This is a genomic window from Deinococcus aquaticus, assembly GCF_028622095.1.
GTDB lineage: Bacteria > Deinococcota > Deinococci > Deinococcales > Deinococcaceae > Deinococcus > Deinococcus aquaticus.
In genome coordinates, this window is record NZ_CP115165.1 from 1,129,657 (window position 1) to 1,155,000 (window position 25,344).

The 25,344-nt window shown below is 69.7% G+C and carries 25 protein-coding genes, 2 tRNA genes and 1 other RNA gene; 10 read left to right on the forward strand and 18 right to left on the reverse strand.

The features are described 5' to 3' along the window. Positions 1-48 precede the first annotated feature (48 nt). From M8445_RS05490 to M8445_RS05500, 3 genes are all read left to right on the forward strand, one after another. A complete protein-coding gene (locus M8445_RS05490) occupies positions 49-534 on the forward strand; it encodes a DinB family protein (protein ID WP_273990248.1) in 486 nt (161 codons plus the stop codon). 5 nt (positions 535-539) lie between these two features. Next, on the forward strand, positions 540-1,109 hold the full coding sequence (locus M8445_RS05495; protein WP_273990249.1) for a DinB family protein: 570 nt from the start codon (positions 540-542) through the stop codon (positions 1,107-1,109). A gap of 183 nt (positions 1,110-1,292) precedes the next feature. After that, complete coding sequence (locus M8445_RS05500; protein ID WP_273990250.1) at positions 1,293-1,826, forward strand: DinB family protein; 534 nt, start codon at positions 1,293-1,295, stop codon at positions 1,824-1,826. Positions 1,827-1,912: 86 nt separating this feature from the next. Here M8445_RS05500 and M8445_RS05505 read toward each other — a convergent pair whose 3' ends face one another. The 6 genes from M8445_RS05505 to M8445_RS05530 form a co-directional block, all read right to left on the reverse strand. Beyond that, a complete protein-coding gene (locus M8445_RS05505; protein WP_273990252.1) occupies positions 1,913-2,647 on the reverse strand; it encodes a cytochrome c biogenesis CcdA family protein in 735 nt (244 codons plus the stop codon). A gap of 3 nt (positions 2,648-2,650) precedes the next feature. Then, positions 2,651-3,061 (reverse strand): peroxiredoxin family protein, encoded by a 411-nt coding sequence (locus M8445_RS05510; RefSeq protein WP_273990253.1) that lies wholly within the window; start codon positions 3,059-3,061, stop codon positions 2,651-2,653. A gap of 60 nt (positions 3,062-3,121) precedes the next feature. Beyond that, positions 3,122-4,369, reverse strand: a complete 1,248-nt coding sequence (locus tag M8445_RS05515; protein ID WP_273990254.1) for a hypothetical protein — start codon at positions 4,367-4,369, stop codon at positions 3,122-3,124. Next, complete coding sequence (locus tag M8445_RS05520; protein ID WP_273990256.1) at positions 4,357-4,935, reverse strand: RNA polymerase sigma factor; 579 nt, start codon at positions 4,933-4,935, stop codon at positions 4,357-4,359. The genes M8445_RS05515 and M8445_RS05520 overlap by 13 nt, the downstream gene beginning before the upstream one ends. A 223-nt stretch (positions 4,936-5,158) precedes the next feature. Further along, positions 5,159-7,042 (reverse strand): ATP-dependent zinc metalloprotease FtsH, encoded by a 1,884-nt coding sequence (gene ftsH, locus M8445_RS05525; protein WP_273990258.1) that lies wholly within the window; start codon positions 7,040-7,042, stop codon positions 5,159-5,161. 121 nt (positions 7,043-7,163) lie between these two features. After that, positions 7,164-7,640 (reverse strand): hypothetical protein, encoded by a 477-nt coding sequence (locus M8445_RS05530; protein ID WP_273990260.1) that lies wholly within the window; start codon positions 7,638-7,640, stop codon positions 7,164-7,166. A 75-nt stretch (positions 7,641-7,715) separates the two neighbouring features. Between M8445_RS05530 and M8445_RS05535 the strand changes: the two genes are divergently transcribed. Further along, positions 7,716-9,140: a tetratricopeptide repeat protein gene (locus tag M8445_RS05535; protein ID WP_273990262.1), complete on the forward strand. Its 1,425-nt coding sequence runs from the start codon at positions 7,716-7,718 to the stop codon at positions 9,138-9,140. 237 nt (positions 9,141-9,377) lie between these two features. Here M8445_RS05535 and M8445_RS05540 read toward each other — a convergent pair whose 3' ends face one another. The 3 genes from M8445_RS05540 to M8445_RS05550 all read right to left on the reverse strand — a co-directional run bounded on the left by M8445_RS05540 (position 9,378) and on the right by M8445_RS05550 (position 14,511). After that, a complete protein-coding gene (locus M8445_RS05540; RefSeq protein WP_273990263.1) occupies positions 9,378-11,165 on the reverse strand; it encodes a WD40 repeat domain-containing protein in 1,788 nt (595 codons plus the stop codon). Positions 11,166-11,294: 129 nt separating this feature from the next. Further along, on the reverse strand, positions 11,295-13,793 hold the full coding sequence (locus M8445_RS05545) for a glutamine--tRNA ligase/YqeY domain fusion protein (RefSeq protein ID WP_273990264.1): 2,499 nt from the start codon (positions 13,791-13,793) through the stop codon (positions 11,295-11,297). Positions 13,794-14,037: 244 nt separating this feature from the next. After that, positions 14,038-14,511 (reverse strand): hypothetical protein, encoded by a 474-nt coding sequence (locus M8445_RS05550; RefSeq protein ID WP_273990265.1) that lies wholly within the window; start codon positions 14,509-14,511, stop codon positions 14,038-14,040. Between the two features lie 105 nt (positions 14,512-14,616). Between M8445_RS05550 and M8445_RS05555 the strand changes: the two genes are divergently transcribed. Then, on the forward strand, positions 14,617-15,420 hold the full coding sequence (locus tag M8445_RS05555; RefSeq protein WP_273990268.1) for a GNAT family N-acetyltransferase: 804 nt from the start codon (positions 14,617-14,619) through the stop codon (positions 15,418-15,420). On the opposite strand, the gene M8445_RS05560 is transcribed toward M8445_RS05555, so the two are convergent. The 3 genes from M8445_RS05560 to M8445_RS05570 all read right to left on the reverse strand — a co-directional run bounded on the left by M8445_RS05560 (position 15,406) and on the right by M8445_RS05570 (position 17,989). After that, complete coding sequence (locus tag M8445_RS05560) at positions 15,406-16,116, reverse strand: hypothetical protein (RefSeq protein ID WP_273990270.1); 711 nt, start codon at positions 16,114-16,116, stop codon at positions 15,406-15,408. The genes M8445_RS05555 and M8445_RS05560 overlap by 15 nt on opposite strands. A gap of 72 nt (positions 16,117-16,188) precedes the next feature. Next, positions 16,189-16,749 carry a multidrug DMT transporter gene (locus tag M8445_RS05565; protein WP_273990271.1) on the reverse strand — a complete coding sequence of 187 codons (561 nt, stop codon included), beginning with the start codon at positions 16,747-16,749 and terminating at the stop codon, positions 16,189-16,191. A gap of 64 nt (positions 16,750-16,813) precedes the next feature. Continuing rightward, positions 16,814-17,989, reverse strand: coding sequence for a S1C family serine protease (locus M8445_RS05570; RefSeq protein WP_273990272.1), 1,176 nt, complete (start codon positions 17,987-17,989; stop codon positions 16,814-16,816). 246 nt (positions 17,990-18,235) lie between these two features. On the opposite strand from M8445_RS05570, the gene M8445_RS05575 reads away from it, so the two are divergent. After that, entirely contained in the window at positions 18,236-18,700 is a 465-nt protein-coding gene (locus M8445_RS05575; RefSeq protein WP_273990274.1) for a gamma-glutamylcyclotransferase family protein, read from the forward strand. A 91-nt stretch (positions 18,701-18,791) separates the two neighbouring features. On the opposite strand, the gene rpsO is transcribed toward M8445_RS05575, so the two are convergent. Continuing rightward, positions 18,792-19,067 carry a 30S ribosomal protein S15 gene (gene rpsO, locus M8445_RS05580; protein ID WP_273990276.1) on the reverse strand — a complete coding sequence of 92 codons (276 nt, stop codon included), beginning with the start codon at positions 19,065-19,067 and terminating at the stop codon, positions 18,792-18,794. Between the two features lie 188 nt (positions 19,068-19,255). On the opposite strand from rpsO, the gene M8445_RS05585 reads away from it, so the two are divergent. Next, positions 19,256-19,339, forward strand: a tRNA-Leu gene (locus M8445_RS05585). Positions 19,340-19,466: 127 nt separating this feature from the next. Continuing rightward, positions 19,467-19,565: signal recognition particle sRNA small type (gene ffs, locus M8445_RS05590), an RNA gene on the forward strand. Positions 19,566-19,640: 75 nt separating this feature from the next. Here ffs and M8445_RS05595 read toward each other — a convergent pair. Together M8445_RS05595 and M8445_RS05600 are read right to left on the reverse strand one after the other, a co-directional pair. Continuing rightward, positions 19,641-19,850, reverse strand: a complete 210-nt coding sequence (locus M8445_RS05595; protein WP_273990280.1) for a hypothetical protein — start codon at positions 19,848-19,850, stop codon at positions 19,641-19,643. 92 nt (positions 19,851-19,942) lie between these two features. Next, the gene (locus M8445_RS05600) at positions 19,943-20,320 is read right to left on the reverse strand and encodes a hypothetical protein (protein ID WP_380090879.1); all 378 of its coding nucleotides are present in this window, start codon (positions 20,318-20,320) and stop codon (positions 19,943-19,945) included. 78 nt (positions 20,321-20,398) lie between these two features. Between M8445_RS05600 and M8445_RS05605 the strand changes: the two genes are divergently transcribed. Then, positions 20,399-21,121 (forward strand): carbonic anhydrase, encoded by a 723-nt coding sequence (locus M8445_RS05605; RefSeq protein ID WP_273990282.1) that lies wholly within the window; start codon positions 20,399-20,401, stop codon positions 21,119-21,121. 84 nt (positions 21,122-21,205) lie between these two features. Here M8445_RS05605 and M8445_RS05610 read toward each other — a convergent pair whose 3' ends face one another. Next, a complete protein-coding gene (locus M8445_RS05610) occupies positions 21,206-22,441 on the reverse strand; it encodes an aminopeptidase (RefSeq protein ID WP_273990284.1) in 1,236 nt (411 codons plus the stop codon). Positions 22,442-22,549: 108 nt separating this feature from the next. On the opposite strand from M8445_RS05610, the gene M8445_RS05615 reads away from it, so the two are divergent. Then, a tRNA-Pro gene (locus M8445_RS05615) sits at positions 22,550-22,626 on the forward strand. A gap of 131 nt (positions 22,627-22,757) precedes the next feature. On the opposite strand, the gene M8445_RS05620 is transcribed toward M8445_RS05615, so the two are convergent. After that, complete coding sequence (locus M8445_RS05620) at positions 22,758-23,804, reverse strand: transposase (RefSeq protein ID WP_273988203.1); 1,047 nt, start codon at positions 23,802-23,804, stop codon at positions 22,758-22,760. A gap of 160 nt (positions 23,805-23,964) precedes the next feature. Then, on the reverse strand, positions 23,965-24,930 hold the full coding sequence (gene thrB / locus M8445_RS05625; RefSeq protein ID WP_273990286.1) for a homoserine kinase: 966 nt from the start codon (positions 24,928-24,930) through the stop codon (positions 23,965-23,967). Between the last annotated feature and the right edge of the window lie 414 nt (positions 24,931-25,344).

Consider the following 25,344-nt stretch of genomic DNA (forward strand, 5'->3'; position numbering starts at 1 on the left):
GAATCTGGATTATGCTGTATACAGATTCAACCCCAGGAGGTTTCACTCATGACCGTACCCGATCCCGTGTCTGCCGCCGCTGTCATGTCCATCCCCGACTTCATCATCCACTGGCAGGGCCACCGCGCCCTGACCCGCCGCGTCATCGAGACCTTCCCGGAAGATCAACTCTTCAGCTTCAGCCTGGGCGGCATGCGGCCCTTCGGCGTGCAGGCCACCGAGATCCACCTCGTGGACGCCATGACCGTCACCGCCCTGCGCAGCGGCGAGTGGCCCGAACCCGACTGGACGACCGGCCCTGGCACGAAGGCCGACCTACTGGCCGCCTGGGACGCTGTCAGCGCCGACCTCGCCGAGCACGGCCCCCACACTGACTCTGCCTTCTTCACCCGGGTGCACGCGCTGCCGTGGGGCGAGATGCCCGGCTGGGTCGCCGCGATCTACGCCGTGGACAACGAGATCCACCACCGCGCGCAGGGGTACGTCTATCTGCGTGCACTGGGTACCGAGCCCCCCGCCTTCTACGAGCGCTGAGTGCCGTGAACCCAGCCACGCTGTACGACCACCTGACCCGCGCCCGGCGCGACCTGCTGACCACGCTGCACGCCACGCCGGACGGGGTGCTGCGCGCGCCCCTGCTGCGCGGCGAACGCTTCCACTCCATCCTGGACCTGCTTCTGCACACCGCCGAGGTCGAGGACGGCTGGATTCACGGGGACTTCCAGGGCCTGCCGATGCTGCAGGAGGGTTTCCCGGAGGTGTTCTCGCTTCCGGCCGGCCCCGGTACGACCCTCAGCCTGAGTGCCATCGAGGCTTACTGGGCCGCCGTGGAGCTGGGCACCCGCGCGTACCTGGGTGACCTGCAAGGCGCCGACCTGACCCGCACCGTCACGCTGGACGACTGGCCCGAGGGACACCGCCAGTTCACCCTGGAAGGCCTGATCTGGCACGTCCTGCTGCACGAGGTGAGGCACACCGCGCAGATCGCCGCGCTGCTGCGCACCCAGGGAATTAAACCCCCGCAGCTGGACCTGCTGTTCTACCTCCCGGCGCTGGAGACCGGTCGGTCCGCCGCCCCCTTCGTGAACCCACTTCCGGAGGACGCATGACTCCTGCTCCCATCCCCCCGCGCCCCCAGACGGCCCTGGCGCCCATCTGGCTGCCACCGCTGAACCCCGCGCCGCAGCGGCCCGCGCCACGCATCCGCTGCCAGCTTCCCTGACAGCGCTGGCCCCGGGTGTCATGCTGGGCAGGACCACCCCACAGACCTTTCCCCGTTTCCCGGAGGCCCCATGACCCACCAGACGCCCGACCTGACCCTGCTGCTCGAATCCTTCCGCCGTAACGCCCGCGTGAACGACGCGCTGCTGGTTGCCCTGACCACCCCGGACTTCGACCTGAGCGACGGCCGGGGCGGCTGGACGGTCGAGCGGCACCTGCGGCACATGGCCACGTTCCGGGTGGGCTGGCTGTGGAACATGAGCCGCGACCACGCCATGCCCCTACTGAACCCGGACGAACTGGACGCGGACGGCGACCCGCAGTGGCGCTGGGCAAACGCGCCCGCCACGGCTCTGCCGGAGGCCCTGGCTGCCGGGGACGCCGCTGCCATCGCCGCCGTGCAGGCGCACCGTGCGTCCGGGGAGCCCTTCGCGGACCCCTGGAACGAGGGCACGTACCGCAGCGACCCGGCGCACTTCCTGATGCACACCATCGTGCACGACAGCCACCACCGTGGGCAGGTCATGAGCCTGCTGCGCCAGGGTGGGCGCACCCCGGAGCAGATGGACGCCCTGGATGACCACTGGAGCATCTGGCGCGAGTAGACGGCCCCGTTCGGTGGCCCCGTCAGTCGAAGGCCCCCTGCCTTACCGGAGGGGGCCTTCACACCTGAACTCCGTCTGCGGGGCCGTCAGGGCACCTGCTGCTGCAACTGCCGCTGCACGGCGTCCGTCTCCTCCAGGAAGGTCAGTTGTTGCAGGGCGGGCAGGCGGTCGACCAGCAGGGTCTGCACCTGCCGGTCCACGCCGAACACCATGCCCACCGCGAACACCACCAGCACCGCGCCGAACACCTGTTGCAGCTCTCCCAGGCGGCCCAGCAGCGCCGGGCGGTGCAGCAGCCGCCGGCCGCCCAGCATCACGCCCAGCATGGGCACGGCCACCCCCACGGCGTACGCGAGGGTCGCGGCGAACGCGAAGCCTGTCACCTGCCCGCTCAGGGCCAGGGTGGTCACGCTTGCCAGGATCGGGCCGACGCAGGGGGTCCACACGACGCCCAGCGTCACGCCGACCAGCACGCCACCCAGGAAGCCATCCCGGTCACCGGGGCGGCGCTGCGGCAGGGCGCGGCTCATGGCCAGCTCAAAGCGGTGTTGCAGCCACGGCACGGCCAGCGTCAGGCCGAAGGTCAGCAGCAGCGCCACCGCTCCGTAGCGGATCACGTCCGGGCTGAGGTTCAGGGCGCTCACCACGCTCGCCAGGAACAGCGTGAGCAGCACGAACGACCCGATGAACCCGGTGATGATCCCGGCGGGCCGCGCGCGCCCGCCGACCGTGCCGGACAGCAGCACGGGCAGCACCGGCAGCACGCACGGGGACAGGACCGTCAGCAGTCCCCCCAGGAACGCGACGAGCAGCAGCAGCACGGCTTACTTCCGGGTGTTCGCGAGAATCTGATCGAGCTTCCCGCCCGCCCATTTCTTCAGGGCCTTGCCGTCCCTGTCCACCAGCACGAAGGTGTGCTGGTACGTGATGCCGTACATCTTCTTCAGCGCGCCTTCCCGGTCGTAGTCTGTTTTGAAGATGGTCACGTTCGCCGGGATCTTCCCGAGGTTCCGGGTGATGTCGGCGTCGGCGGCGCGGCAGTTCGGGCACCACGACGCCGCGAAGAACAGGACGCGCTGGGTGCCCTGCGCGGCGTCGAAGGCCAGTTTGCTGTACGGCACGTACCGCTCACTGGCGGGCGCGGCCGCCTTGGTGGCGGCCAAGCCGGGTGCGTTCACGGTGGCGAGGGTGGTGGCGATCAGGGCGGCAGACAGCAGGGTGCGGGTACGGTTCATGGTGGGACCTCCAGTCAGGGTACGGGCGGGCGGGGCGGAAGGTTCAACGGGGCCGGACGGTCAGCGGGACTGACCGGCGGCGTTCAGGTTCAGGGTGGTGTGCAGGCCCGAGTCCAGCACGCGCAGGCCCTGGCCGCCCCCGGCCACCGCGAAGGTCCCGTCGGGCAGGGTCGCCACGTCCATCGGGTGCGTCATGGGCACCTGCGAGACCGGGCCGCCCGTCAGGGGCACGCGGGTCATCATGCCCGCGCGGTCGCTCAGGACGGCGGTGGTGTCGTTCACACTGAACTTGTCCGGGTGGCCCGGCACCGCCCAGGTCTGCACGACCCGACCGGCCAGGGTGACTCGCAGCAGCCGTCCGTTCACGTCCAGCACCAGCAGGTCACCCTGGTACGTGTCGAGCGCCACGGGCATGCCGCCCAGGATCACGCGGCGCTGCACGGCCAGCGTGTCCGGATTCAGGCTGCACAGTTCGCCGCTCAGGCGGTGCGTGACGAACAGTTGCCCGCCCAGCATCAGCACGCCGTCCATCACGTCCGCCAGCGGCATGCCGTCCTCGCGGGCCAGCGTGACCTGCGCGCCGCCCAGCACGCCCACCTCGCCGCGCACGCCCTTGAAGTACACCCGCGCCCCGCCGGGACCGCTGACGGCGCTCAGCCCCGCCACGCCGTCCGGCACGGCGTACGAGCGGCGCACCTGAAGCGGCGCGGTCTGCACTTCCAGCACGCGGTCGTTCGCGGCGTCCGCCAGGAACACCCGGCCCCCCAGGCGCACGCCCTCGGTGAACCAGGGCGTCTGCGTGCCGCCTACCGTCAGGCTGGCCTGCACGTGGTCGCCGCGCAGCACGGTCAGCGTGCCGCCCCGGTCGTTACTGGCGACCAGCACGTCCCGGCCGGTACTGACGACCACCGCCGGGTCCGGCAGGACGCCCGCCACGCCACTGGACGGGTTCAGGAACGCCAGCGAGGCCAGCACGCCCGTCACCACGGCGGCGGCGCTCAGCGCGGCGGGCCACCAGCGGCGCGCAGGGCGGGCAGTCGGCCGGTCAGGGACAGGCACCGGGTCCGCGAGCGGCGGCCGGGCCGCGCTCGCCTGCGCCAGGATCGCGGCCCGCAGTCCGGGCGGCGGGGCCACCTCGGGCACGTCTTCCAGCAGCGCCAGTTGCAGGTCGCGCAGGAACGCCAGGTCCGCGCGGCAGTCCGGGCACTCCCGCAGGTGCGCCTGCTCGCCGTCACTCAGGGGCACGCCTAACTGCACGTGCCGTTCCAGGCGTCCGGTCAGGTCGCCGCAGTTCATCAGTCCAGCCACGCTCCGCCCTCCTTGCCCAGCTGCGTTTTCAGGTGCTTCAGTGCGTAACTCAGGCGGCTTTTCACCGTGCCGACCGGCACCCCCATCGCCAGTGCGATCTCCTCGCGGGATTCGGCGCGCAGGTACGCCCGCTCGACCGTCTCGCGGTGCGTGTCCGACAGGCCCGACAGCGCCGCGCGCACCTGATCTCGCTGCGCCCGTTCCTCGCTGCGGCCCTCCGGGCCGGGCCGCCCGTCCGCCAGGGGGCGCTCCTCGCCGTCCTCGGTGTGCAGCGGCACGGTGGCGCGCGCCGCCCGCAGCCGGTCCAGCGCCCGCGAGCGCGCCATGACCAGCAGGTACGCCCGCAGGCCCGCCCGCGCCGGATCGAACGCCTCCGGCCGGTCCCACAGGCGCAGGAACACGTCCTGCGTGACCTCCTGCGCCGTTCCCTGGTCCAGCAGGCGACTCAGCACGCCCAGCACCGCGCCGGCGTGCCGGTCGTACGCCTCGGCCAGCGCCGCCTCGTCCCGCCGCGCCAGCCGGGCAGCCAGCACCGCGTCGTCCGCGGCGGCCGGCCCTGGCAGCACAGGCGACGCGTCCGCGTCCGCTGGCTGCGGAGCGGACCGTGCGGGGTGGGAGCGGGAGTCGGCCATGACCAGGGTCATACCTACCATACGGGCCGCGCCGCCGCCGGGTTCAATCCTGCCGTCTGCTGCGCCGCACAGAACCGGGCGCGCACAGAACCAGTCGCCACACACGCAACAGAACAGCCCCCCTCGCAGTGGAGGGGGGCCGGACGGTCGGGAAAGCTCAGGCAGGAGGCAGTTTCGCCAGTTCCGGCATGGGCTGCGGCGCCCCGTTCACGCGGGCCACCGCCTCGCGCACCACGTCACCCGTGATGAGTTCCTGAGACAGCAGGGCCTCGGCGACCTCGTGCATGGCGGCGCTGTACTCGGTGATGATCTCACGCGAGCGCTCGAAGGCGCGGGTCAGGATGCGCTTGACGTCCTCGTCGACCAGCTGGCTGGTGTGCTCGCTGAACGCCTTGGGCTTGGCCATGTCCTCGCCCAGGAAGACGGGGCCGCTGTCGGTGGTGAGGGCCATGTTCTTGAAGTTCTCGCCCATGCCCCACTCCAGGACCATCTTGCGGGCGATGTTCGTCGCCTTGCGGAAGTCGTCGGCGGCGCCACTGGTCACGCTGCCCATGAAGACTTCCTCGGCGGCGCGGCCACCCAGCGCCACGATCAGCTGGTTCTCCAGGCGTTCCTTGCTCATCAGCACCTGCTCTTCGGGCAGGTAGAACGCGGCGCCCAGCGCCCGGCCACGCGGGATGATGCTGACCTTCTGGAGCTTGTCGCTGCCGGGGATCACGGCGGCGGTCACGGCGTGCCCGGCCTCGTGGAAGGCGATGGCGCGCTTCTCGGAGTCGCTGATGGTCAGGCTGCCGTTCTCGAGGCCCAGGGTGATCTTGTCGAGCGCGCGGTAGAAGTCGCTCATGTCGATCACGGTCTTGCCGATGCGGGCCGCTTCGAGCGCCGCCTCGTTCGTGACGTTCTTGAGGTCCGCGCCGCTGAAGTACGGGGTGCTCTTGGCGATCTCGTTCACGTCCACGCCGCTGCCGATGGGCTTGTTGCGCAGGTGCACCTTCAGGATCGCCTCGCGCTCCTTGAGGTTCGGCAGGTCGATGGTCACCTGACGGTCGAAGCGGCCGGGGCGCAGCAGTGCGGGGTCCAGCACGTCCGGGCGGTTGGTGGCGCCCAGCACGATCACGCTGCTGGCCTTGTCGAAGCCGTCCATTTCCGAGAGGATCTGGTTGAGGGTCTGCTCGCGCTCGTCGTGACCGCCGCCGATGCCTGCGCCGCGCTTACGGCCGATGGAGTCGATCTCGTCGATGAACATGATCGCGGGCGCACTCTTGCGGGCGTCCTCGAACAGGGTGCGTACGCGGCTCGCGCCGACGCCCACGAACATTTCCATGAATTCGCTGGCACTGACCGAGAAGAACGGCACGTCGGCCTCGCCGGCGATGGCGCGGGCCAGCAGCGTCTTACCGGTGCCGGGAGGGCCGACCAGCAGCACGCCCTTGGGGATTTCCGCGCCGATCTGGTGGTACTTGGCGGGGTTCTTCAGGAAATCCACGACCTCGATCAGTTCCCGCTTGGCTTCCTCGTGACCGGCCACGTCCGTGAACTTGGTCTGCACGCGGTTTTCCTTGCCGTACTTCTTGGCCTTGCTCTGCCCGAACTGCATGACGCCGTTCTGGCCGCCCTGCGAGCGCATGAAGAAGAAGTACATCATGCCGAACAGCAGGATGATGGGCAGGAAGTTCAGCAGAATCCCGAGCCACTGGCTGGGCTGCTCGAAGCGCAGGTCCACGTTCCGCTGCTCCAGCTGCGTGATCAGGCCGCTGTCGGGCGTGGCCACGCTGCTGGGCAGACGCACCGTGAACGACCGGGTGTCGGTCGTGCGGGGTTGCTGACCGGCCGGGGTGGGCAGCGGAATCCGGGTGGATTCCTTGAGGGTGACGGTGGCGGTGTTCTCACGCACGATCACCTGGGAGACCTTGTCCTGCTCCAGCAGGGCTTTGAATTCGTTGTAGTTCACGCTGGTTCTTCCGCTTATGGGTGCCTGCGAGAACATCAGGAACAGGGCCAGTACGAACAGAACGATCAGCCAGGGATTGAGCCGTTTCAAGAACAGTCCTCCGGGGGAGTGAATGGGGCGTTCGGGGCACCCTTGGCCCCACTGAAGTTGAGTGTACCAGACTCAAGGTGTATGAAATTGTCCCGATTTCACAGCCTTCCTCACCTGCGCTTTAGCCTTCGGCAACCTTTGCCCGTGCCCCCTGGCCACTGCGTCGCCACGCTACCCCCAGCGCCAGCAGACCCAGCGGCACGCCCACCCACACCGCCAGAAACAGCGCCACCGGCAGGAAGTTCAGCGCAATCCCGAGCCACTGGCCGCGCCCCTCGAAGCGCAGGTCCACGTTCTGCGCCTCCAGTTGCGCGGCCAGCGCACCGTCCGGCATCACCGCACTGTCCGGCAGGCGCACCCGTACCCGCTGACCGCCGCGCAGCCACGCCTGAACGTTCCCTCCATCCCGCATGACCACCCGCTCGATCCGCCCGTCCGCCACCAACTCCTGGAACGCCGCCCCGCTGACACTGCTGCCCGCACCACCCAGCGCCCGCCAGCCCAGCAGGCCCAGTCCCGCGAACCACACCAGCGCCAGCACACCGGCCAGCACCGCCCACCCGTTCCACCGTCTGCCCGTCTGTCCGCTGCGTGTCATGGCCCTCACCTCATCACGCCGCGCCCTGGCCCGCAACCACCCAAAGCATGACCGGCCGCGCTATCCTGAGGAAGAATGATTGACGTGGCCACCACCTGGCAGCAAGTCTGCGCGGCACTCGCGGGCGGCGACTACGACGCGGCCTTTTCCATCCTGGAGGCCGCCATGCAGGAAGCCCGCAAACCCGAACGCGCCCGGCTGGCCCTGTACCTGGGCAGCGTGCACGCCCTGTACGGCGACTCGGCCCTCGCCGAGATCGGCGCGGCGCTGCGCGAGGCCCGCACCCTCGACCCGGCCGTGCGCGCCGACCCGCTGCACCTCGCGCTGATCGCGGAACTCGACGCCCGCACCCACGGCCCGGACGCCACCGCGCCCGCGCAGGCCGTGCGGGACGCTGCCGACCCGCTGGCCCGCTTTCACGCCATGTGCGCCCTGGCCCTGGCCGAGAAACCGCAGGAGGCGCTGGACCTGCACCTTCCCATCGCGGATCTGCCTGTGCACCTGCGCTGGCGGCTGCGGTCCTGGGAGGCCGACGCGCACGAGCAACTGGGCCAGACGACCGAGGCCGTCAACCTGTACGCCGAGGCCGCGCACCACGCCGAGGGCCTGAACCGCGCCGTGATGCTTCAGGAACAGGCGGCGCTGCTGCTGCAAGAAGGCCAGTCGGAAGCCGCGAACGCCGCGCTGAACCAGGCCCGTCCCCTGTACCCCGCGCATCCCCCGCAGGACGATCTGGAAGAACTCAGCCTGAACCTCGCCACCTGGCACTACCTGCGCGCCCAGACTCTCCTGAACCTCGGGCAGCCCGACACGGCGCACGACATGATCCGCGAGGCCGCCCGCCTGGAAGCGCAGTACGGCGACCCCAGTTACGGCGTGGCCCTGGTGCGCGGTCAGGTCCTGACCCACCTGGGCCAGCAGGAGCAGGCCATCACCGCCTTCGAGACGGCGCTGGCCCTGGCGACCGAAACGGACCGCCCCTACGCCAACCACGAACTGGGCGTGGCCCTGCTGGACCTCGACCGGCCCGTCGAGGCCCGCGAGAAACTCGAGGCGGTCCTGAACGAACCCGAGTACCCCTACCTGCCCGAGGTCCTGGCCGACGTGGCCGAATGCGATTACCGCCTGGGCCGCCTGCAGGAAGCGCAACTGGCGGCCGAGCAGGCCCTGGCGCAGGGGGCCGTGGTGCCCGCCAGTCTGGTGCTGGGCAGCGTCGCCCTGGATTACTTCCAGCTGGACGAGGCGCTCGAACACTACCAGCGCGTGATCCGCGAGGCCGCCCCCGACAGCCGCGACTGGATCGCCGCGCACCAGATGGCCACCGACGTGATGGCCCAGCAGGGCTTCCCGGACCCCGCCGCCGCCTACGCCCACGCGCAGCAGGCCCTGACCCACACGCCGGAAAGTGACGACTGGCACGGCACGCTGATCGAGCACATGCGCCGCGCCGAGGCGCTGATGGCCGAGAAGGGCGGCAGCGGCGGCCGCATGCTGAACTGATACGGACTCCGGTTGAATGGCCTGCAAAGCCGCTGGATCCGAGCGGACGCGACTCATAGAAGCGGACGCGACTCGTAGAGCTGCCCCGCAGAGGAGGAGCAGAACGGACGGAGTCCGTATGACAGCGGCGCCGAATCTACCCGAGTCACACAGCTGCACAGTCCGCCCCCAGAAGAGTGATCCTCTGGGGGCGGACTGTGAACCGGCGGGTGGTGCGGCGGAGCGGTCTGTGCGTCGTTACTTCACGTTGAAGACCGTGACGCTGCCGGGTTTGCCCAGCAGGCCGGAGCCGACCATCACCTGCTGACCGTTCTGCGACCACGCCAGCAGCCCGGTGGACGTGTTGAACTGACCGGTGCGGGTCAACAGGGCCCCGGTGCCCGTGTCGAAGATCTGCAGGGCGTTCTGCGCCGCGCCGGTCAGGACGGCCAGTTGCTTGCCGTTCGGGTTGAAACTCAGCGCGCGGACGCTGTCCGGGAAGCTCAGGGTCTTGAAGGCGGTGGTCGCGCCGGGTTTCAGCAGGGCCACGCGCCGCCCATCGTTGTCGTCCACGTACACCACGGCCAGCGTGCCTCCGGCACTCTGCTGGAATTCGGTCGCTTCGGCCCCGGCGGGCAGCGCGAAGGCCAGGGTCTGCTTGCCGGTGGCCACGTCGTAACGGAACACGTTGCCTTCGTGCGGAATCACGTAGATGCCCTTGCCGTCGGGGGTGGGCAGGGCGTCGTGAAGGTCCTCGACGTTCAGTTGCTTGGCCGTGACCTTGCGGATCAGCTTGCCGGTCGTGGCGTTCATGAGGGCCATGCCGTAGTACCCGCTGGCGACGGCGAACGTGCCGTCCGGCGAGGCGTGCAGGGTGCCGTACTCGCCGTCCTCGTCCAGGGTGGCGACGTTCACGGTCACGCCAGCGCGCCGCACGGCCACGTTCAGGTCGCGCAGCGTCCAGATGTTGTTCGCCTGCGCCACGAAGGTGTCCAGGCGTCCGCTGCCGCCCACCTTCAGTTCCTGCATGGACCCCAGGTTCAGGAACCGTCCCAGACCCGCGTGCGGCACGTTCCCGACGAACGCGCCGGTCCAGGCGTTACTGGACGGCAGGATGTTCGCCTGCGTGGCGGGCGCTTCCAGGTCCTGCGGGTCCAGCAGGGCCACCTGACCGCCCAGGGTCAGCAGTTCCCCGCCGGGGCCGGTGACCAGTGGGCCGTCCGCGTCGAGCATGAAGGGCTCGCCGCTGGCCCGACCGGTCTGCGGGTCGATGCGCTGCGCCTCGCCGTACGACACGGCCAGCAGGTCCGTGTCGCTCAGGAACAGCAGCGAGTCCTCCTGCGGGTCGAGGTCCTCGCCCCCTTCCAGGCTCACGGCCTGCGCCTGACCGGCGCGCAGGACCAGGGCCTCGCTGCCGGTCCGGACGGCGACCGCCTGCCCGTCCGGGCTGAAACTGGCTCCCAGCACGCCGGGTTCCTCGGTCAGCGGGGACTCGGCCAGCACCTTCCGGTCGGCGAGGGTCATGAACTGCACGCGGTCCTCGAAGGCCAGCGCGGCCCGCGTGCCGTCGGGCGAGACGGCCACCGAGTAGAGGTCACCGCCGCCCATCAGGTCACTGCGCCGGCCGGTGCCCAGGTCCAGGCGGGTCAGGGTCCCGTCGTTCAGCATCAGCAGGGCCCCCTGCGCGTCGAAGGCCAGGGTAGCGTCGTACGCGGTCTCGCCGCTGCGCACCTCACGGCCGGTCGCCACGTCCCACACCGTCCACTGACGGGTGTTCATGGCGGCCACGCGCGTGCCGTCCGGACTGACTGCCAGCCCCTCGATGCTGCCCTGCAGGCTGTAGAAGCCGGTGGTGGTGCGCAGCTTCGAGTCCAGGATCAGGATGCCGTTGTCGGCGTTCACGGCCACACGCCCGCCCGGCAGGAACGCCGCGAACTGCGTGTCCGCGCCGGGCACGGTGTACACCTGCGCGGGCGTGAGGGTCAGGGCGGACGCGGCGGTGCTGAGGCTCAGCGCGGCACTCAGGAACAGGGCAGTGATTTTCATGAGACCCACTGTAAACAACTTCACACGGCCTGCTCGTCCCACTTTTGCGTGAGGGCTGGCCGTGTGAACCGGGTTCAGAAAGGTGGGGACTGGGCGGTCAGCGCCAGCCGTTCAGCTCAGCCGTGCGGGTCAACCCTTCAGGGCGGCGGTCAGGGCGGCGTTCAGGGTGGCCGGGTCGGCCTTGCCGCCCGTGGCGCGCATGATCTGCCCGGTGAAGAAGCCCAGCAGCGCCGTACGCCCGCCCCGGTAGGCGTCCACCTTGTCGGGGTTGGCGGTCATGACCTGCGCGATGGCGGCGGCCAGTTCGTCCGGGTTCAGGCCCCCGGCGAGGTTCTCGCGTTCGATGATGGCGGCGGGGGCCTCTCCGGTCTGCGCGGCACGGGCCAGCACTTCCCGCGCCACGCGGGTCGTGACCTGACGCGCGCCCAGCATCGCGGCCAGCGGCGCCAGATCGGCCGCCTGCACCCGCACCTCACCGGCACGCAGGCCCGGCGCGAGGTCATTGGCGGTCCAGGAGGCCACCTGCGCGAAGGTGTCGTCCGGCGTGGCCCCGGCCAGGAAGGCCAGCAGGGCCGGGTCGCGCGCCAGGGTGCGGGCCTCGGCGTCCGACACGCCGCGTGCGCTCAGGCGGGTGGCCTCGGCCTCCTGCTCCGGGCTCAGGCTGGCGGGCGCGGGGCTGGGAGCGGTGGCGTTCGCGGCGTCCAGCTTCGCGTCCGGTTTCTGTTTTCCGGCCTGCTTCCCCTCCTGCCTGGGGACCGCTTTCGTCTCTCTGGGGGCCTCGCGGCTCCAGGTGTCTTTCAGGGTGATGATCCGCCCGAACACCAGCGCGCCCTCGCGACTATCGACCGGGTCACGCCAGAAGTACCCCTGCCGCTCGAACTGGTAGCGGGTGTCCGCCGGGTCGCCGGTCACGCTGGCCTCCACGAACCCGCGCGTGACGCGCAGACTGTCGGGGTTCAGGAAGCGCAGGAAGCCCGTCTCGGCCGGCCGACCTTCCTGGGTGGCGGCGTTCCCGTGGTGGGCGTCCTCGTGGCCGGGCTGTTCCGGGTCGAAGTCCGGTTCCAGTTCGGTGGCAAGGTCGGCGGCGAGGTCGTTCTCGTTGGCTCCCTCGGGGTTTGGCACGCGGAACAGGCGGTCGTACAGGCGGAACTCGGCGGGCACGGCGGTCGCGGCGTCCACCCAGTGGATCACGCCGCCCGCGCGGGCGTCCTCGCCCAGCAGCGTGGCGTGCACGGCCGTGACCTGCCCGCTGCCGTCCGTCTCGAAACGGTCGGCGCGGATGATCCCGGCGCCGCGCAGCCGGACCGTGCCGCCCGGCGTCAGGCGCTTGAAGCCTTTTGGCGGCTGCGGGTTGAAGTCCTCGCGCTCAATGAACAGGTCGCCGCTGAGGGTCACGGGACGCGTGGCCTGCTCGGGCGGGACGCGCTGTCCGCCGGGCAGGCCCACCAGTCCGTCCGGCGAGTCGCGGATCACGTCGTGCGGCCAGTACGGCAGGTCCAGCGTGCGCGCCGGCACGGGCTGGCCGTCCGCACCATTCAGGATCACGCGCAGGGGGTCCGTGACGGCCATCACGCGCGGCGCGTGGTGGTTCAGGTCGTCGCGCACGGCGTTCTCGTACACGGCGAGGTCCACGGTGCGGTTGGTGCGGCTCACGCCGATCTGCGAGGCGAAGGCCCGCACGGCCTGTGGCGTCACGCCCAGGCGGCGCTGGGCGCGCAGGGTCGGCATGCGCGGGTCGTCCCAGCCGCTCACGTGTCCTTCCTGCACCAGCTGGCGCAGCTTGCGCTTCGAGACGACCGTGTACTCCAGGCTGCGCCGACCGAACTCGTACTGATGCGGGCGCGGCTCAAAGCCCAGCCGCTCCATCAGCCAGTCGTAGATGGCGCGGTTGTCCACGAACTCCAGGCTGCACATGGAGTGTGTCACGCCCTCCAGCGCGTCCTGAATCGGGTGCTGGAAGTCGTACATGGGGTAGATGCACCACGCGTCCCCGGCGCGGTAGTGGTGGGCGCGCAGGATGCGGTACAGCACCGGGTCGCGCAGCTTCATGTTCGTGCTGGCCAGGTCGATCTTCGCGCGCAGCACGTGCGCGCCGTCCGGGAATTCCCCGGCACGCATGCGGCGGAACAGGTCCAGGTTCTCGTCCGGCGTGCGGTCCCGGTAGGGGCTGGGCGTGCCGACCTCGTTCGCCGCGCCGCGCAGGCGGGCCATCTCGTCCCCACTGACCGAGTCCACGTACGCGTCGCCCTGGCGGATCAGCTGCTCGGCGTACTCGTAGTACCGCCCGAAGTTGTCGCTGGCGTAGTACAGGTGCTCGCCCCAGTCCCAGCCCAGCCAGCGCAGGTCGTCGATGATCGCGTCCGCGAACTCCTGCGATTCGCCCAGCGGGTTGGTGTCGTCCAGTCGCAGGTGGTAGCGCCCGCCCAGTTGCGCGGCCGTCTGGAAATCCAGGAACGACGCGAAAGTGTGGCCCAGGTGGGCGTACCCGTTCGGTTCGGGCGGAAAGCGGGTCACGACCTGCGGGTACTTCCCGGCACTCAGGTCGCGCTCGATGATCTCGGTAATGAAGTTCGGGGCCACGCGCGGCGCAGCGTCACCGGCGGCAGGAGAGGAGTCGGGGGCCGTCATGCTGCCCAGCATAGCGGGGTCCGGCGAAGGTCCGCCCGACCCTCACGACAGTTCACGCCCCCCAGGTACACGTGCCTGGGGGGCGCGGGCAGGAGCCGAACGGATTCCTCATACGGATTCCGTCTGTTTCGTTCACAACCCGGCACTTCACCGGGTTGCCAACTCCACGTCCGGAACCCGTTTCTCTCCTACTCGCATCCGCTCGGATTGAACGGCTTTATAAGCCATTCAATCGGAGTCCGTCTTACAGCGTGACGTGATACGTGACGACCGCCGGCACCAAGAACAGGGCGCCCATGATGAACGACAGGGCCAGGTTGTGCTCCTCGCGCATCTCGCGGCGGATGTAGCGCAGCACCCCCTCGCCCTTGCGGCGGGCCAGCGTGCCGAACACGGCCAGGACGCCCAGCGTGAACAGCAGCAGCGTCACGAGGACCGCCACGGCCAGCCACGTGAACGCCTCTGCCCAGGTGCCGTCCGCAGGAGCAGGGCTGGCGACGGTGCGGCTCAGCAGCAGGCTGAAGCCCAGCGACACCCAGAAGAACACCGCGCCGATCGCGGCGGTCTGGTGTTCCTCGATCTCGGTGATCAGTTCCCGCACCCGCACGCCCAGCACCGCGCGGATGAACAGCAGGCTGATCAGCAGGGTGGGCAGCCACACGGCGAGGTTCCAGCCCAGCTCGGTCACCAGGGTCGTCAGCAGGTCAGTGAAGGTCATGACTTCCAGTTATACCGGGCGCGCCCGCCCGCACCGTCCCAGGTTGCCGTGCCATCCGGTGTGACCTCGCAGTGATCCGCGCCGCTCTCGCCTACCCTGGGCCGCATGACCCGACCCACCTTCCAGCTGCGGCACGTGACCGACCCCGGCGACCCGGCCATTGCCGCGTTCGGGCGCGTGCAGGAGGCCAGTTACTACGCGCCGGACATGCTGATCCCCCCGGAGGTCTTCGGACACCTCATCACGCGCCGCGACCCCGTCCGCGAGGACCGCCTGCTGGTCGCGCAGACAGCGGATGGCGAGGTGCTGGGCGGCACGCTGTACGCGCTGCTGCCCCTGCCGGGCGACGTGCGCGGCGCGGTGTTCAACTCGTTCATGGCAGTCACGCGGGCCGCGCGTGGCCTGGGCGTGGGCCGCGCCCTGCACCGCGCCACCCTGGACGGTGCCCGGCAGGCGGGTCTGCGCGGCGTGTTCGCCGACAGCGTGCACCCCTCCCGGCAGGACGCCGCCGACCGGGCCGCCGAGGCCGCGACCGGCGTGGACCCGGCGGCCCGGCGCGCGGCCCTGCACGCGCTGGGCCTGCGCACCGTGGATCTCCCGTACTGGCAGCCGGTGGGCGGCCCTGACGGCGGCCCGCTGACCGACCTGGACCTGCTGTACCACCCGCTGGACCCGGACGAGATGAACCCAGACGAGATGAGCCCAGACGAGATGAGCCCGGACGACCGGAGCGTGCCGCTGGCGCTGGTGACCGGCGTGCTGCGCGCCTACTGGACCGGCTGGCTGGGGGGGGAGCGGGCGCAGGCGGAAGCTCAGGCTCTGGCGGGCCGCGCCGGGAATGCGGAACGGGTGGAGCTGCTGGCGGGCACGGACACCCCGGCGTACTGGGCGGGCTCAGCGCCGCGCTGACAGGCTGCCCAGCACGCCGCGCACCTGGGCCTGCATATCGCGGTCCAGGGCGTCCTGCGCGTTCAGGGTGGCGGCGCGGGTCAGGACCGCGCGGGCCTGCGGGTCCCTGATCAGGCTCATGGCGATCCCGGCGTGCGCCTGCACGAACACGCTGTCCGGGGCGGCGCGGGCGGCGCGCGTGGCGAGGTCGCGGGCGCGGCCGGCGTTCCCGCCGCTGAACACCCCGGCCTTCGCCCAGGCGCCGGCATGCCACTCGGCCAGGACGGCCAGCAGGTCCGGCCGGTCGGGGGCCAGGGTCAGGGCACGGTCCAGGGCGGCGCGGGCCTGCTGCGCGGTGTTCAGGGCGCCCAGCGTGTAGCCCCCGGCGCGGGCCTGTAATCCCAGGGCGCTGCCCAGCGCGAGGTAACTGTCGGCGCTGCCGGGCGCGGTGCTCACGGCCTGCCGGGCGGCAGTCACGGCCCGCGCGGTCCAGTCGGGCCCGGCGGCGCGGTACTCGGTCATGGCGGCGGCGGCCCGGCTGGCAGTCAGGGGGTCGCCGCTCTGCGTGGCGGCCGCGAAGGCGCGGGCGTACTCGCCGCTGGTCAGCAGGGTGTCCGCTGCTGAGGCCACGGCGGAGGCAGGTGCAGCCAGGGCCGGGGTTGCCAGGGCCGGGACCGCCGCACACAGGAGCAGAGTCATGAAAGAGCCGCGCTTCACGTCTGCCACGATAGCGGGCGAACGTGAAGCGCGGCTGATGGACGGGCGCTCTGGCCGGAGAGGACCGGCAGGTTACGCGGCGGGCTGGTCAGAGGTAGGCCGGGCGCCCGGGGCCGGGTCGGCGTCCGGGGTGCGGCGGCCCCGGCTGGGACGTTCGGTGTCGCCGGGGGTGGCCTGGGCGGCGCTGGCGGCAGCGGGACTGGTGGCGGAACCGGCGGCTGGGCTGGGGGTGGGGGCCGCTGCCGGGGTGCCGGGCGCGGCGGCGATGCGGGTCAGGGTGGTCTCGAAGGCACGCAGGGCGTCGCTGGCTTCCAGGTCCGCGACGGCGCGGGCGTTCAGCGCGCCGAGTTCCTCGCGGGTTACGGCGTACTCGGGGGCGTCGTGGCCTTTCAGGGCGTGCAGGACTCGGTAGGCGGTGGGGGCCTCGATGGTCGCGTGCTTGCTGGTGGTGACAGTGGGGTCGCTGTGCATGTCCGCGCCGATCAGGGTGATGGTCTGCGGGCTGATCAGCGTGACGCGGTCGCCGCGTTCCTCCATGTGCGCGGCGAGTTGCAGCAGGCCGCGCAGGTCGAGCATGTGGTGGAACAGGTCGAGGTGGGCCAGCATGGCTCCGGCTTTTTTCAGGGTGTCCATACCCGCATTATTCTGTTTTAAGCAGAATTGTCAAGAGGCGTTTTGCATAATCGACGAACACCGTTTAATTTCTGACCTGACTGCGCCCGGTCAGCGTCACCGGCACCTGGAGCGTCTTCCCGGCGCGCAACACCGTCAGCGTCACCGTATCGCCCGGCCGGAACGCCCGCACCGCGTACTGGAACTCGCTGAAGTTCACGATCCGCTTTCCGTTCACGGCCGTCACGATGTCCCCCGATATCCGCTCGTCGTTCCCGTCCAGTTGCAGCGGCTGCAACCCCGCCTTCTCGGCCGGACTGCCGCGCGACACCCCCGTGAAGAACGCGCCCGGCGTGTCGCCCAGTTTCAGCACGCGGCTCAGCTCGCTGAAGCCCCGCTCGGGCAGAAAGAACAGATTCCCGAACGGCCCGCCCAGCGAGATCCCGATCACCGGCGCGTCGCGCTTCTCACCGGCTTTCAGGGCCGTCAGGCGCGGGTCCGTCGTCGTCACCGGCACCGCGTATGCCCGGCTGCGCCGACCCTCCAGCCGGATGTAACTCACGATGCCCGTCACCTGCCCGGTCGCGTTCAGCACCGGGCCGCCGCTGTCGCCCGGCACGACCGGCGCACTCAGTTCCAGCGTGCCCGGCGGGTAATCCGCGCGGCCCGCGTCGGCGTCCAGGGCGGTCAGGCGCCCGGTCTTGGGCCGCAGGAACGCCCCCTCACCGTTTCCGATCGCCAGCGTGATGTTCCCCACGCCGGGCGCGCCGGTCGCCAGCGGCAGGAACGGCGTCCCGGCCGGCACCTTCACGCGCAGCAGCGCCAGATCGTCCTGATCGTTGTACCCGACCACCTCCACCGCGTAGCGTTTGCGGTCCAGTGTCTGCGCGCTCAGGTTCTGCGCGCCCTTCACCACGTGGTACGCCGTCAGCGCCAGCCCGTCCGCCGAGATCAGCACCGCCGACCCCACGCCGTCCGGGTTGTCGCAGCGGGTCGGCGCGCACTGCTCGATCCGCAGTGTGGCGGGCCGCGCCTTCTGGAACAGCGCCTGCAAGCGCGTTTCCTCCGCTGCTGTCAGCGGGGCCGGTTGCGGCGTGCTGGCGCGGCGTTCCGTGACGCTGGGTGCGGGCGCAGCCGTCTGCGCGGCCACCGGAGAGGCCCACAGCGGCAGCGCCAGCAGGGCTCCCAGAAGGGCCCGGCCCGGCAGTGCGGAGCGGCGGGCGGGCGTGGCGGACCTGCGCGGAGCTGGACTGTCGTTCATGCTTCAGTGTGCTCGCCACTCGCGCGGCCGGCTGTGTCGGAACTCTCCATCCGGCCTGTCTGATATGGATTCCGTCTGTTTCGTTAACAACCCGGGACAGCACCGGGCTGCCAACTCCACGCCCGGAATCCTCTCTGCTCCTGCTCGCGTCCGCTCGGATGGAACGGTTTTTGCAAACCATTCCATCGGAGTCCGTATGACCGGGCAGCCGCCGCCGGCAGCCTGCCCGGCGGTAGATTTCCTGGTATGTCCATCCCGCCTGACCTGACGGCCGTGTTCGTGTATGGCACCCTGATGCCCGGCGAACGCAACGCCCACGTGGCCCGGCAGGGCGGCCCCTTCACCGCGCAGGAGGCGGCCCTGAGCGGGTACGACCTGCTGCACCTGCACCCGGAAGGGTACCCGGCCCTGCGGCCCAGCGCCGCGCCGCCCGGCACGCAGGCCCCGGTGCGCGGCTACCTGCTGACCTACACCCCGCAGGCCTGGGAGGCCGCGCTGCCCTTCCTGGACCACCTCGAAGGCCTGCACGAGCAGCCGCCCCTATACAGGCGCGAGCAGGTCACGGTGACGACCGTGCCGGGCGGCCAGCCGCGCCACGCCTGGGTGTACGTGTACGCCCGCGCGGACCGCCTGTCCGGCGCGCAGTGGTTGCCCGGCGGAGACTGGCGCGTGACCCTGGCCCGCGACCAGCCCGGCAGTGACGAACGCTGAAGCCACACGCGACACCCCGCATGAGAAAGCGCCCGGCCGGAACTTCCGGCTGGGCGCTGCTCTGTTAAGTGCTGTTCTGGTGTGCGTTGGCTTAGCGGACGATGCGCTGGCCACGGCGGATCTTCAGCTGATCCGTCAGGGCGATGTACCCGTCGTAGTTGGTGCGCTCCAGGTACTTCAGCAGGCGGCGGCGCTGGCCGTTCATCAGCTGCAGGCCGCGCTGGCCGTGCTTGTCTTTCTTGTTGGCGGTCAGGTGCACCGACAGGTTGTTGATGCGGGCGGTCAGCAGGGCGATCTGCACGGCGGTGCTGCCGGTGTCTTTCTCGTGCTTGGCGTGGGTCTGGACGGTCGCTTTCTTGTCGATCATGTTGAGCCTCTCGTGTTAGTGAAGTCCCGCGCGCAGCAGCCGGGGAAAATCCAGGGTCCATTCAGCGGACACCGGGCCCCACCGCTCGCGGCGGCAAACGCAATGATACCACGAACGTCCGGACTGACAAGCGCCCGCCTTGACTTTGTGCAGTGTCGCCCCTAAGATTGCTATCGCCTCTCAGAGATGCTCGGGTGGCGGAATTGGTAGACGCGCACGCTTGAGGGGCGTGTAGCTTAGCTGTGTGGGTTCAAGTCCCATCCCGAGCACCAACAGATTCAGTGCCGGCACTCCTGCGGGAATGCCGGCACTGCTTCTTGCTGCCCTCTGCTGTGCGCTTTCCCTGGCACGCCTGCCGGGGTGGCTGTCCCGCGCGGGTGTGCTATGCTCCGCAACGCATTGCTGGCGCAGCGCAGCGTGAACGCCTGAACCTGGTCAGGGCCGGAAGGCAGCAGCCATAAGGGATGATTCGCGGGTGCCGTTGCTCACCGGCAATGCTTTTTTCATATCAGTTCAGGGCGGTCCCGTTTCAGGCGGGGCCGCCCTTGTCGTGCGCCCGGACACAGGGAGCTGCTAACGGGTCAGGCGGTCCAGGTCCGTCTGCGCGCTTCTCAGGCGCGCCTGCCGGTCCTCGCGCTCGGTCCAGACGTGCCGGGTGGCCGTGAAGGCCTCGCCGTGGCCCAGCCACACGCCCGCGCCCGTCCAGATAAACGCGTCGCTGGGAAGCTGACGGTGGGCGGGCAGGGCCAGGTCCAGCAGCGGATGAAGTGCGGGCAGCGTCATGTGCCCAGCGTGCCGGGCCGGTGTCAGGCCCGCGTTCCCGCCCGGTCAGCGCCACGTCACGCCCGCCCACGCCCCGCGCGGGTGCCTGTGCCTCAGCGGGTCTTGGGTTGCAGGACCAGCGCCTGCGTTTCCTTCACGACCGCCAGTTCCCGTAAGCGCTCGCCGTCCAGATCGCCGGATTTCGCCAGGGCCTCGGCGCGGCGGCGGTCGATGGTCGCCACTTCCAGCGCCGCCGCGTCCCCGAACACCTCGCGGAAGCGGTCCAGCGGGTACTCGATCCGCCGCGAGACTTTCAGCGTGGCGCGGTACAGGTCCGTCTCGGCCTGCCCGCCGCCCAGCAGGGCCGCCTTGACCCGCGCGCCCAGTTCGTCCCGCTCGGTTTCCAGTCCCAGGATCGTGTCGCGCAGCGTGGCGTAGCGTTCCAGCAGTTCGCTCAGGGTCAGGTCTTCCGGGCTGTCCATGCCGTCCATGCCGTCAGCATACGGTCCGCCGCGCCTCTCTATACCCCGTTCAGCCGCGCTGGCCGGGCGGGCGCTAGCATGCGCCGCATGGATGATCCCGCTGCCCAGCCTGCTGCCGACCTCGAACGCCGCATCCTGGACGCCATCCGCCGCGGCGCCAGCATGGAAGACATCGCCGACATCAAGGAATCCGACGCCGCCAACCCGGACGCCGCCATCCAGGCCCTGAAGGACGGCAACGCCCGCTTCTTCAGTGGCCGGGCCACCCGACCGGAAGTCAGCGCCAACGAACGCCGCGCGCAGATCATGGGGCAGACGCCCTACGCTGCAATCCTGGCGTGCAGCGACAGCCGCGTGCCGGTCGAACTGGTGTTCGATCAGGGGCTGGGGCAACTGTTCGTGGTGCGCGTCGCCGGGAACGTCGTCGGCGAGGCCGGCCTGGGCACCCTGGAGTACGCCATCCGTCACCTCGACGTGCACCTGGTCGTCGTCATGGGTCACGAGGCCTGCGGGGCCGTGGCCGCCGCGCTGCTGCCCGAGGAGCGGGTCGCGCAGGAACCCGAGAACCTCCAGGCGCTGATCCGCCGCATTCAGCCCAGCGTGCAGAACATGCCGCCCATCCGTGACAAGAAAGCCCGCATGCGGGAGGCCGTGCTGAACAACGTCCGGTATCAGGTGAGCATCCTGCGCGAGCAGGCCGTCATTCAGGAGGCCGAGGAGGCCGGGCAGATCCGCGTGATCGGCGCGTACTACGAGATCGGCAGCGGCGCCGTGGACTTCCTGATCGACGAGGAAGACCTGCGGCCCTGAGGGAAGGCAGATAGCTGAAAGCAGATGGCAGATGGCTCAGCGGCCTCTGCCATCTGCCTTCAGCCATAAGCCATCGGCCTCCGCTCAGATCACGAATTCGCCCGCGCGCATCACGGCCTCACGCGTGCCGTCCTTCGCCACGCCGTCCACGTCCATCTCGCCGCTGCCGATCATCCAGTCCACGTGCGTCAGGCTGTCGTTGCCGCCCGCCGCCAGGAAGTCCTCCAGGGGCATGTCCACTCCGCCCCGCACGTTGAAGCGGTACGCGCTGCCGATGGCGATGTGCGACGCGGCGTTCTCGTCGTACAGGGTGTTGAAGAAGAACAGGCCCGAACGGCTGATGGGGCTGGAGTGCGGCACCAGGGCCACCTCGCCCAGTCGGTGGCTGCCCTCGTCGGTGTCGATCATCTTCAGCAGCGCGCTCTCGCCCTTCCCGGCGCTGGCCTTCGTGATGCGCCCATCTTTGAACTCGATGCGGATGCCGTCAATCAGGGTGCCGTTGTAAGACAGCGGCTTGGTGCTGACGACCGTGCCGTCCACCCGCTCGCGGTGCGGGGCGGTCCAGACTTCCTCGGTGGGGATGTTCGCCGTGAAGGTGATCCCGGCTGGCGTATCGGCCGCGCCGCCGCCCCACACGTGATCGTCTGCGAGGCCCACGGTCAGGTCCGTCCCGCCACCCTGGAAGTGCAGGGCCGCGTACTGCTTGCCGGTCAGCAGGTCGCGGCGGCGTTTCAGGTCCCCCAGGTGCGTTTCCCACAGTGCCACCGGGTCCGGCTGGTCCGCGCGGGTCGCGGCGAAGATTGCGTCCCACTGCTGCTCGACGGCCTGCTCGGCACTCGCGTCCGGGAACATCAGTTCGGCCCAGCCGCTGACGGGCGCGCTGATCAGGTTCCAGTTCAGGCGGTTCGTCATGACCTGCGCGGTGTACGGGCGGCGATACGCGGCCAGCGTCCGCTGGTGCGTCGCCACCCGCTCGGCGTCCACGCTGCCCAGCAGGTTCGGGTTGGTCGCGCGGATCGCCAGGACTGCGCCGCCCGCCCCGGCCGTCTCGATCTCGGCATCCACCCGCCAGCGGCTGATCTGGTCGAAACTGCCGTCCGGTGCCAGCTCAAACCGGGCCAACTGCACGTCGTCGTCATCCCAGCGGACATCCACGAAACTGGCGCCCGCCGCGTACGCCTCGCGCACCACCAGCCGCGCCAGGGCAGCCGTTTCGACCGGGGCCTGCACCAGCAGCCGCTGTCCGGGTTTCACGCCCACGCCCACCTGAACGGCCAGCCGCGCGTAGTTCCGTAACTTCTCTTCAAACGTCAGGGTCATGCCCGGCAGGATAGCCACGCGGGGCCGGGATATACAAAAGACCGTCCCGCCTCGCCGCGCACCCTTGACGGATTCCCAAAGCGCCTTTATAGTTCTGTGGCTGGGTATCGAGGCGTAGCGCAGCCTGGTAGCGCACTACCTTGGGGTGGTAGGGGTCGTGAGTTCAAATCTCGCCGCCTCGACCAGCAAAGCACCGGAGTGAGAAATCACTCCGGTGCTTCTTTTGTTGTGCCAGTCGGTTACCGGGCTGCGATGTCCGGCAACGCCGCACCGGACCCCGTAAACCAAGAGTTTCCACTTCCCTGCTGATGTCGTGTCACGCGGCGTCAAGCAGGGGGCCGTCCTGCTCCATCCCGGTCAGGACGTACTTTTCGGCATTCTGAGCTGCCTGCCGTTGTGCGGCCCGCCACGTCATTCCCGGTACTTCCCTACGCACCCGTAACACCGCGTGAAAGGCCTCCACCACGCACCACACCCAGTTCTCCTGCGCCTGGATCGTCCGGCAATGACAGCGTCCCAGTCCCAGGTTCTGCTTGAAGAACCGGTGAATCACCTCAATTCCCCAGCGGGCCTTCCAGGCCCGCAGCAGTGAGCGAACCGTGACGTCACCACCAAACGTGCTGAACAGGAAAAACCGTGTCCACTCCCCGTGCACCTTGCGCCACACGATCAGGACATCGAACCCACCGACCTCACGGGTGACCGACAATCGACGGACACGCCACCCGAACTCCGCGTACAGGTGGCAGCGTTCTGGAGGGAACTGCCGACTCAGCGCACCGAGGGTGAGTCCCTCACCCTCGAACTGCACGGTCATATTGGCTTTGGCACGGATCAATACCGGAATCTGATGCTCGCGACTGAAGGTCACAGCCGCGTCCCGCCCGAACTCCCCATCCAGGAGGAGACCCGCCATGGGGACGCCCGCCGCGAGGCAATCCTGGACGACGTGGATCATTTCCTGAGTCGCTGTACGGTAAGGATAGCGCTCTGTATGCAGGGCCTGGGAAACCTTGAAGCGCTCCAGCAACGGAACTGGATCTTCACCGAACCTGACCAGGGCCGCGGAGGTGAACTGATGGCCCAGACGGGTCTGGGCCTGACCGCTGTAGTGGTAGTTCACGCCTTCCATCGTCCGTCCGGCGTGGGGCACCATGACGAAATCAATGGCCAGGAACGCGCCCTCCGGCGCGTTCCTGGCTCGACGCTTGAAGTCCTCCGTGGAGGCGAAGGAGTCCCGCGCCATCTCTTTGGAGATGGCACTTTTACACAGGGTGCTGTAGGGGATGAGGCCACTGAGGCTGGTGACCCGGTTCAGCTGAGCGGTGATGATGCTGTGCGGTAGGCTGGGGATGCGAGGCATAGTCACTTCGCATAAAGGCCCATGAGACCGGGGAATTTCAAGCCCCTGCCTCCTGGGCCTTCGTGCTGGTCGCTATTCCCTCGCCTGTGGAAACTCTTGGTAAACGAGAGGGTCGGGCGCGGCGCTGGTTCTTACGGCATTGTTCCGAAGGTATTCAGCCTCAGCGTTCGATGAGGGTACCAGCTGCGTCGATGGGGAAGTCCAGTACGCGGCCTTCCAGTCCGTTGCGGGTCATCACGCCGTGCAGGTAGGCGTGCAGGGGCGCGGTGGGCTCTCGGGTGTCGTGAAAGCACAGCACGGTGGGGCCGGCGCCGCTGAGGGCCGCGCCGAGTGCGCCGTGCTTCCAGGCTTCTTCCAGGATGTCGCTCAGGCCCGGCACCAGCGGCGCGCGCCAGACCTGATGAATGTAGTCCTGCATGGCGTGGCGAAGCAGGTCCAGGCGACCCTGCGAGAGTGCGGCGGCCAGCAGCGCGGCGTGCGACAGGGCGTGCACGGCGTCGGCGCGGCTGTACTCCTTGGGCAGCACGGCGCGGGCCTTGCTGGTGCTCAGCTCGAAGTCCGGGATCAGGACAGTCACGCCCAGGTTCGCGGGCGGGTCCAGCCTCACGTAGTGCGTGCCGAGCTTGTCCAGGGTCGCCACGACGATCCCGCCGAACAGGGCGGGGGCCACGTTATCCGGGTGGCCTTCCTCGCGCGCGGCGACGTCCAGCACCGCCAGGTCGTCCAGCGGGCAGCCCATCAGTTCGTTCCCGGCGACGATCCCGGCGACCAGTGCGGCGGCGCTGCTGCCCAGGCCGCGCGCCAGGGGCACGTCCGTCTCGATCTCGATGCGGGCTGGCGGCAGGGGGCGCCCGGCACGTCTGGCGGCCAGCAGCATGGCGCGGTACACGTAGTTGCTCTCGTCGGTGGGCGTGCCGGCCAGTTCCGCGCCTGTGGGAACGATCTCGGTGGTGGCCTGCGGCGTGACGCGCAGCGTGGTGTACAGCGGCACGCTCAGGCCCAGGCTGTCGAAGCCGGGCCCCAGGTTGGCGCTGCTGGCGGGAGCGCGCACGGTGAAGGTGCCGGTGGGCGGCTCCCGCGTGGGGGTGGGGGCGGCGGGGCGGTCGCGTTCAGATGGTCCGGGCATAGGTGGGGGGCCTCCGTGCCGCGCCGCTGTTGGGCGAGGCCTGATGCCGCTATGCTACCCACCCCTCTGGTCACTGTGGGGCCAGCGGTAAGACAAATGGCACGGATACGACCGGTCAACTCCTGCTGTGAAAGCCGCTGGGAGCGGTCAGTGCAGGTAGAGTCGCCCGCTTCCAGCACCGGCAGCCGACCGGATGGTGCCGGCAGTCCAGAAAGGGAAGAGGGCACACCGTATGAGAATCTGTGTCGGTCCCCAGAGGTTGATGCTGGGGGGTGATCCAGTCCGTCCTCATGTGCAACTGTCTTTGGGGTCAGGTCAGAAATGAGCGTTCTGGCCGCGATTCTGAAGTCCAGCCTTAACGGGAATTGGCGGGACATCCATCCCGCCTTCGTCCGCCCTTGAGAAAGTACGACC

What these genes read in the sequence shown, in the direction of transcription:
- M8445_RS05490 (WP_273990248.1), top strand. Translation starts at nt 49, where the DNA reads ATGACCGTACCCGATCCCGTGTCTGCCGCCGCTGTCATGTCCATCCCC.
- M8445_RS05500 (WP_273990250.1), top strand. Translation starts at nt 1,293, where the DNA reads ATGACCCACCAGACGCCCGACCTGACCCTGCTGCTCGAATCCTTCCGC.
- M8445_RS05510 (WP_273990253.1), bottom strand. Translation starts at nt 3,061, where the DNA reads ATGAACCGTACCCGCACCCTGCTGTCTGCCGCCCTGATCGCCACCACC.
- M8445_RS05530 (WP_273990260.1), bottom strand. Translation starts at nt 7,640, where the DNA reads ATGACACGCAGCGGACAGACGGGCAGACGGTGGAACGGGTGGGCGGTG.
- M8445_RS05535 (WP_273990262.1), top strand. Translation starts at nt 7,716, where the DNA reads ATGATTGACGTGGCCACCACCTGGCAGCAAGTCTGCGCGGCACTCGCG.
- M8445_RS05540 (WP_273990263.1), bottom strand. Translation starts at nt 11,165, where the DNA reads ATGAAAATCACTGCCCTGTTCCTGAGTGCCGCGCTGAGCCTCAGCACC.
- M8445_RS05545 (WP_273990264.1), bottom strand. Translation starts at nt 13,793, where the DNA reads ATGACGGCCCCCGACTCCTCTCCTGCCGCCGGTGACGCTGCGCCGCGC.
- M8445_RS05550 (WP_273990265.1), bottom strand. Translation starts at nt 14,511, where the DNA reads ATGACCTTCACTGACCTGCTGACGACCCTGGTGACCGAGCTGGGCTGG.
- M8445_RS05555 (WP_273990268.1), top strand. Translation starts at nt 14,617, where the DNA reads ATGACCCGACCCACCTTCCAGCTGCGGCACGTGACCGACCCCGGCGAC.
- M8445_RS05565 (WP_273990271.1), bottom strand. Translation starts at nt 16,749, where the DNA reads ATGGACACCCTGAAAAAAGCCGGAGCCATGCTGGCCCACCTCGACCTG.
- M8445_RS05570 (WP_273990272.1), bottom strand. Translation starts at nt 17,989, where the DNA reads ATGAACGACAGTCCAGCTCCGCGCAGGTCCGCCACGCCCGCCCGCCGC.
- M8445_RS05575 (WP_273990274.1), top strand. Translation starts at nt 18,236, where the DNA reads ATGTCCATCCCGCCTGACCTGACGGCCGTGTTCGTGTATGGCACCCTG.
- rpsO (WP_273990276.1), bottom strand. Translation starts at nt 19,067, where the DNA reads ATGATCGACAAGAAAGCGACCGTCCAGACCCACGCCAAGCACGAGAAA.
- M8445_RS05595 (WP_273990280.1), bottom strand. Translation starts at nt 19,850, where the DNA reads ATGACGCTGCCCGCACTTCATCCGCTGCTGGACCTGGCCCTGCCCGCC.
- M8445_RS05600 (WP_380090879.1), bottom strand. Translation starts at nt 20,320, where the DNA reads ATGGACGGCATGGACAGCCCGGAAGACCTGACCCTGAGCGAACTGCTG.
- M8445_RS05605 (WP_273990282.1), top strand. Translation starts at nt 20,399, where the DNA reads ATGGATGATCCCGCTGCCCAGCCTGCTGCCGACCTCGAACGCCGCATC.
- M8445_RS05610 (WP_273990284.1), bottom strand. Translation starts at nt 22,441, where the DNA reads ATGACCCTGACGTTTGAAGAGAAGTTACGGAACTACGCGCGGCTGGCC.
- M8445_RS05620 (WP_273988203.1), bottom strand. Translation starts at nt 23,804, where the DNA reads ATGCCTCGCATCCCCAGCCTACCGCACAGCATCATCACCGCTCAGCTG.
- thrB (WP_273990286.1), bottom strand. Translation starts at nt 24,930, where the DNA reads ATGCCCGGACCATCTGAACGCGACCGCCCCGCCGCCCCCACCCCCACG.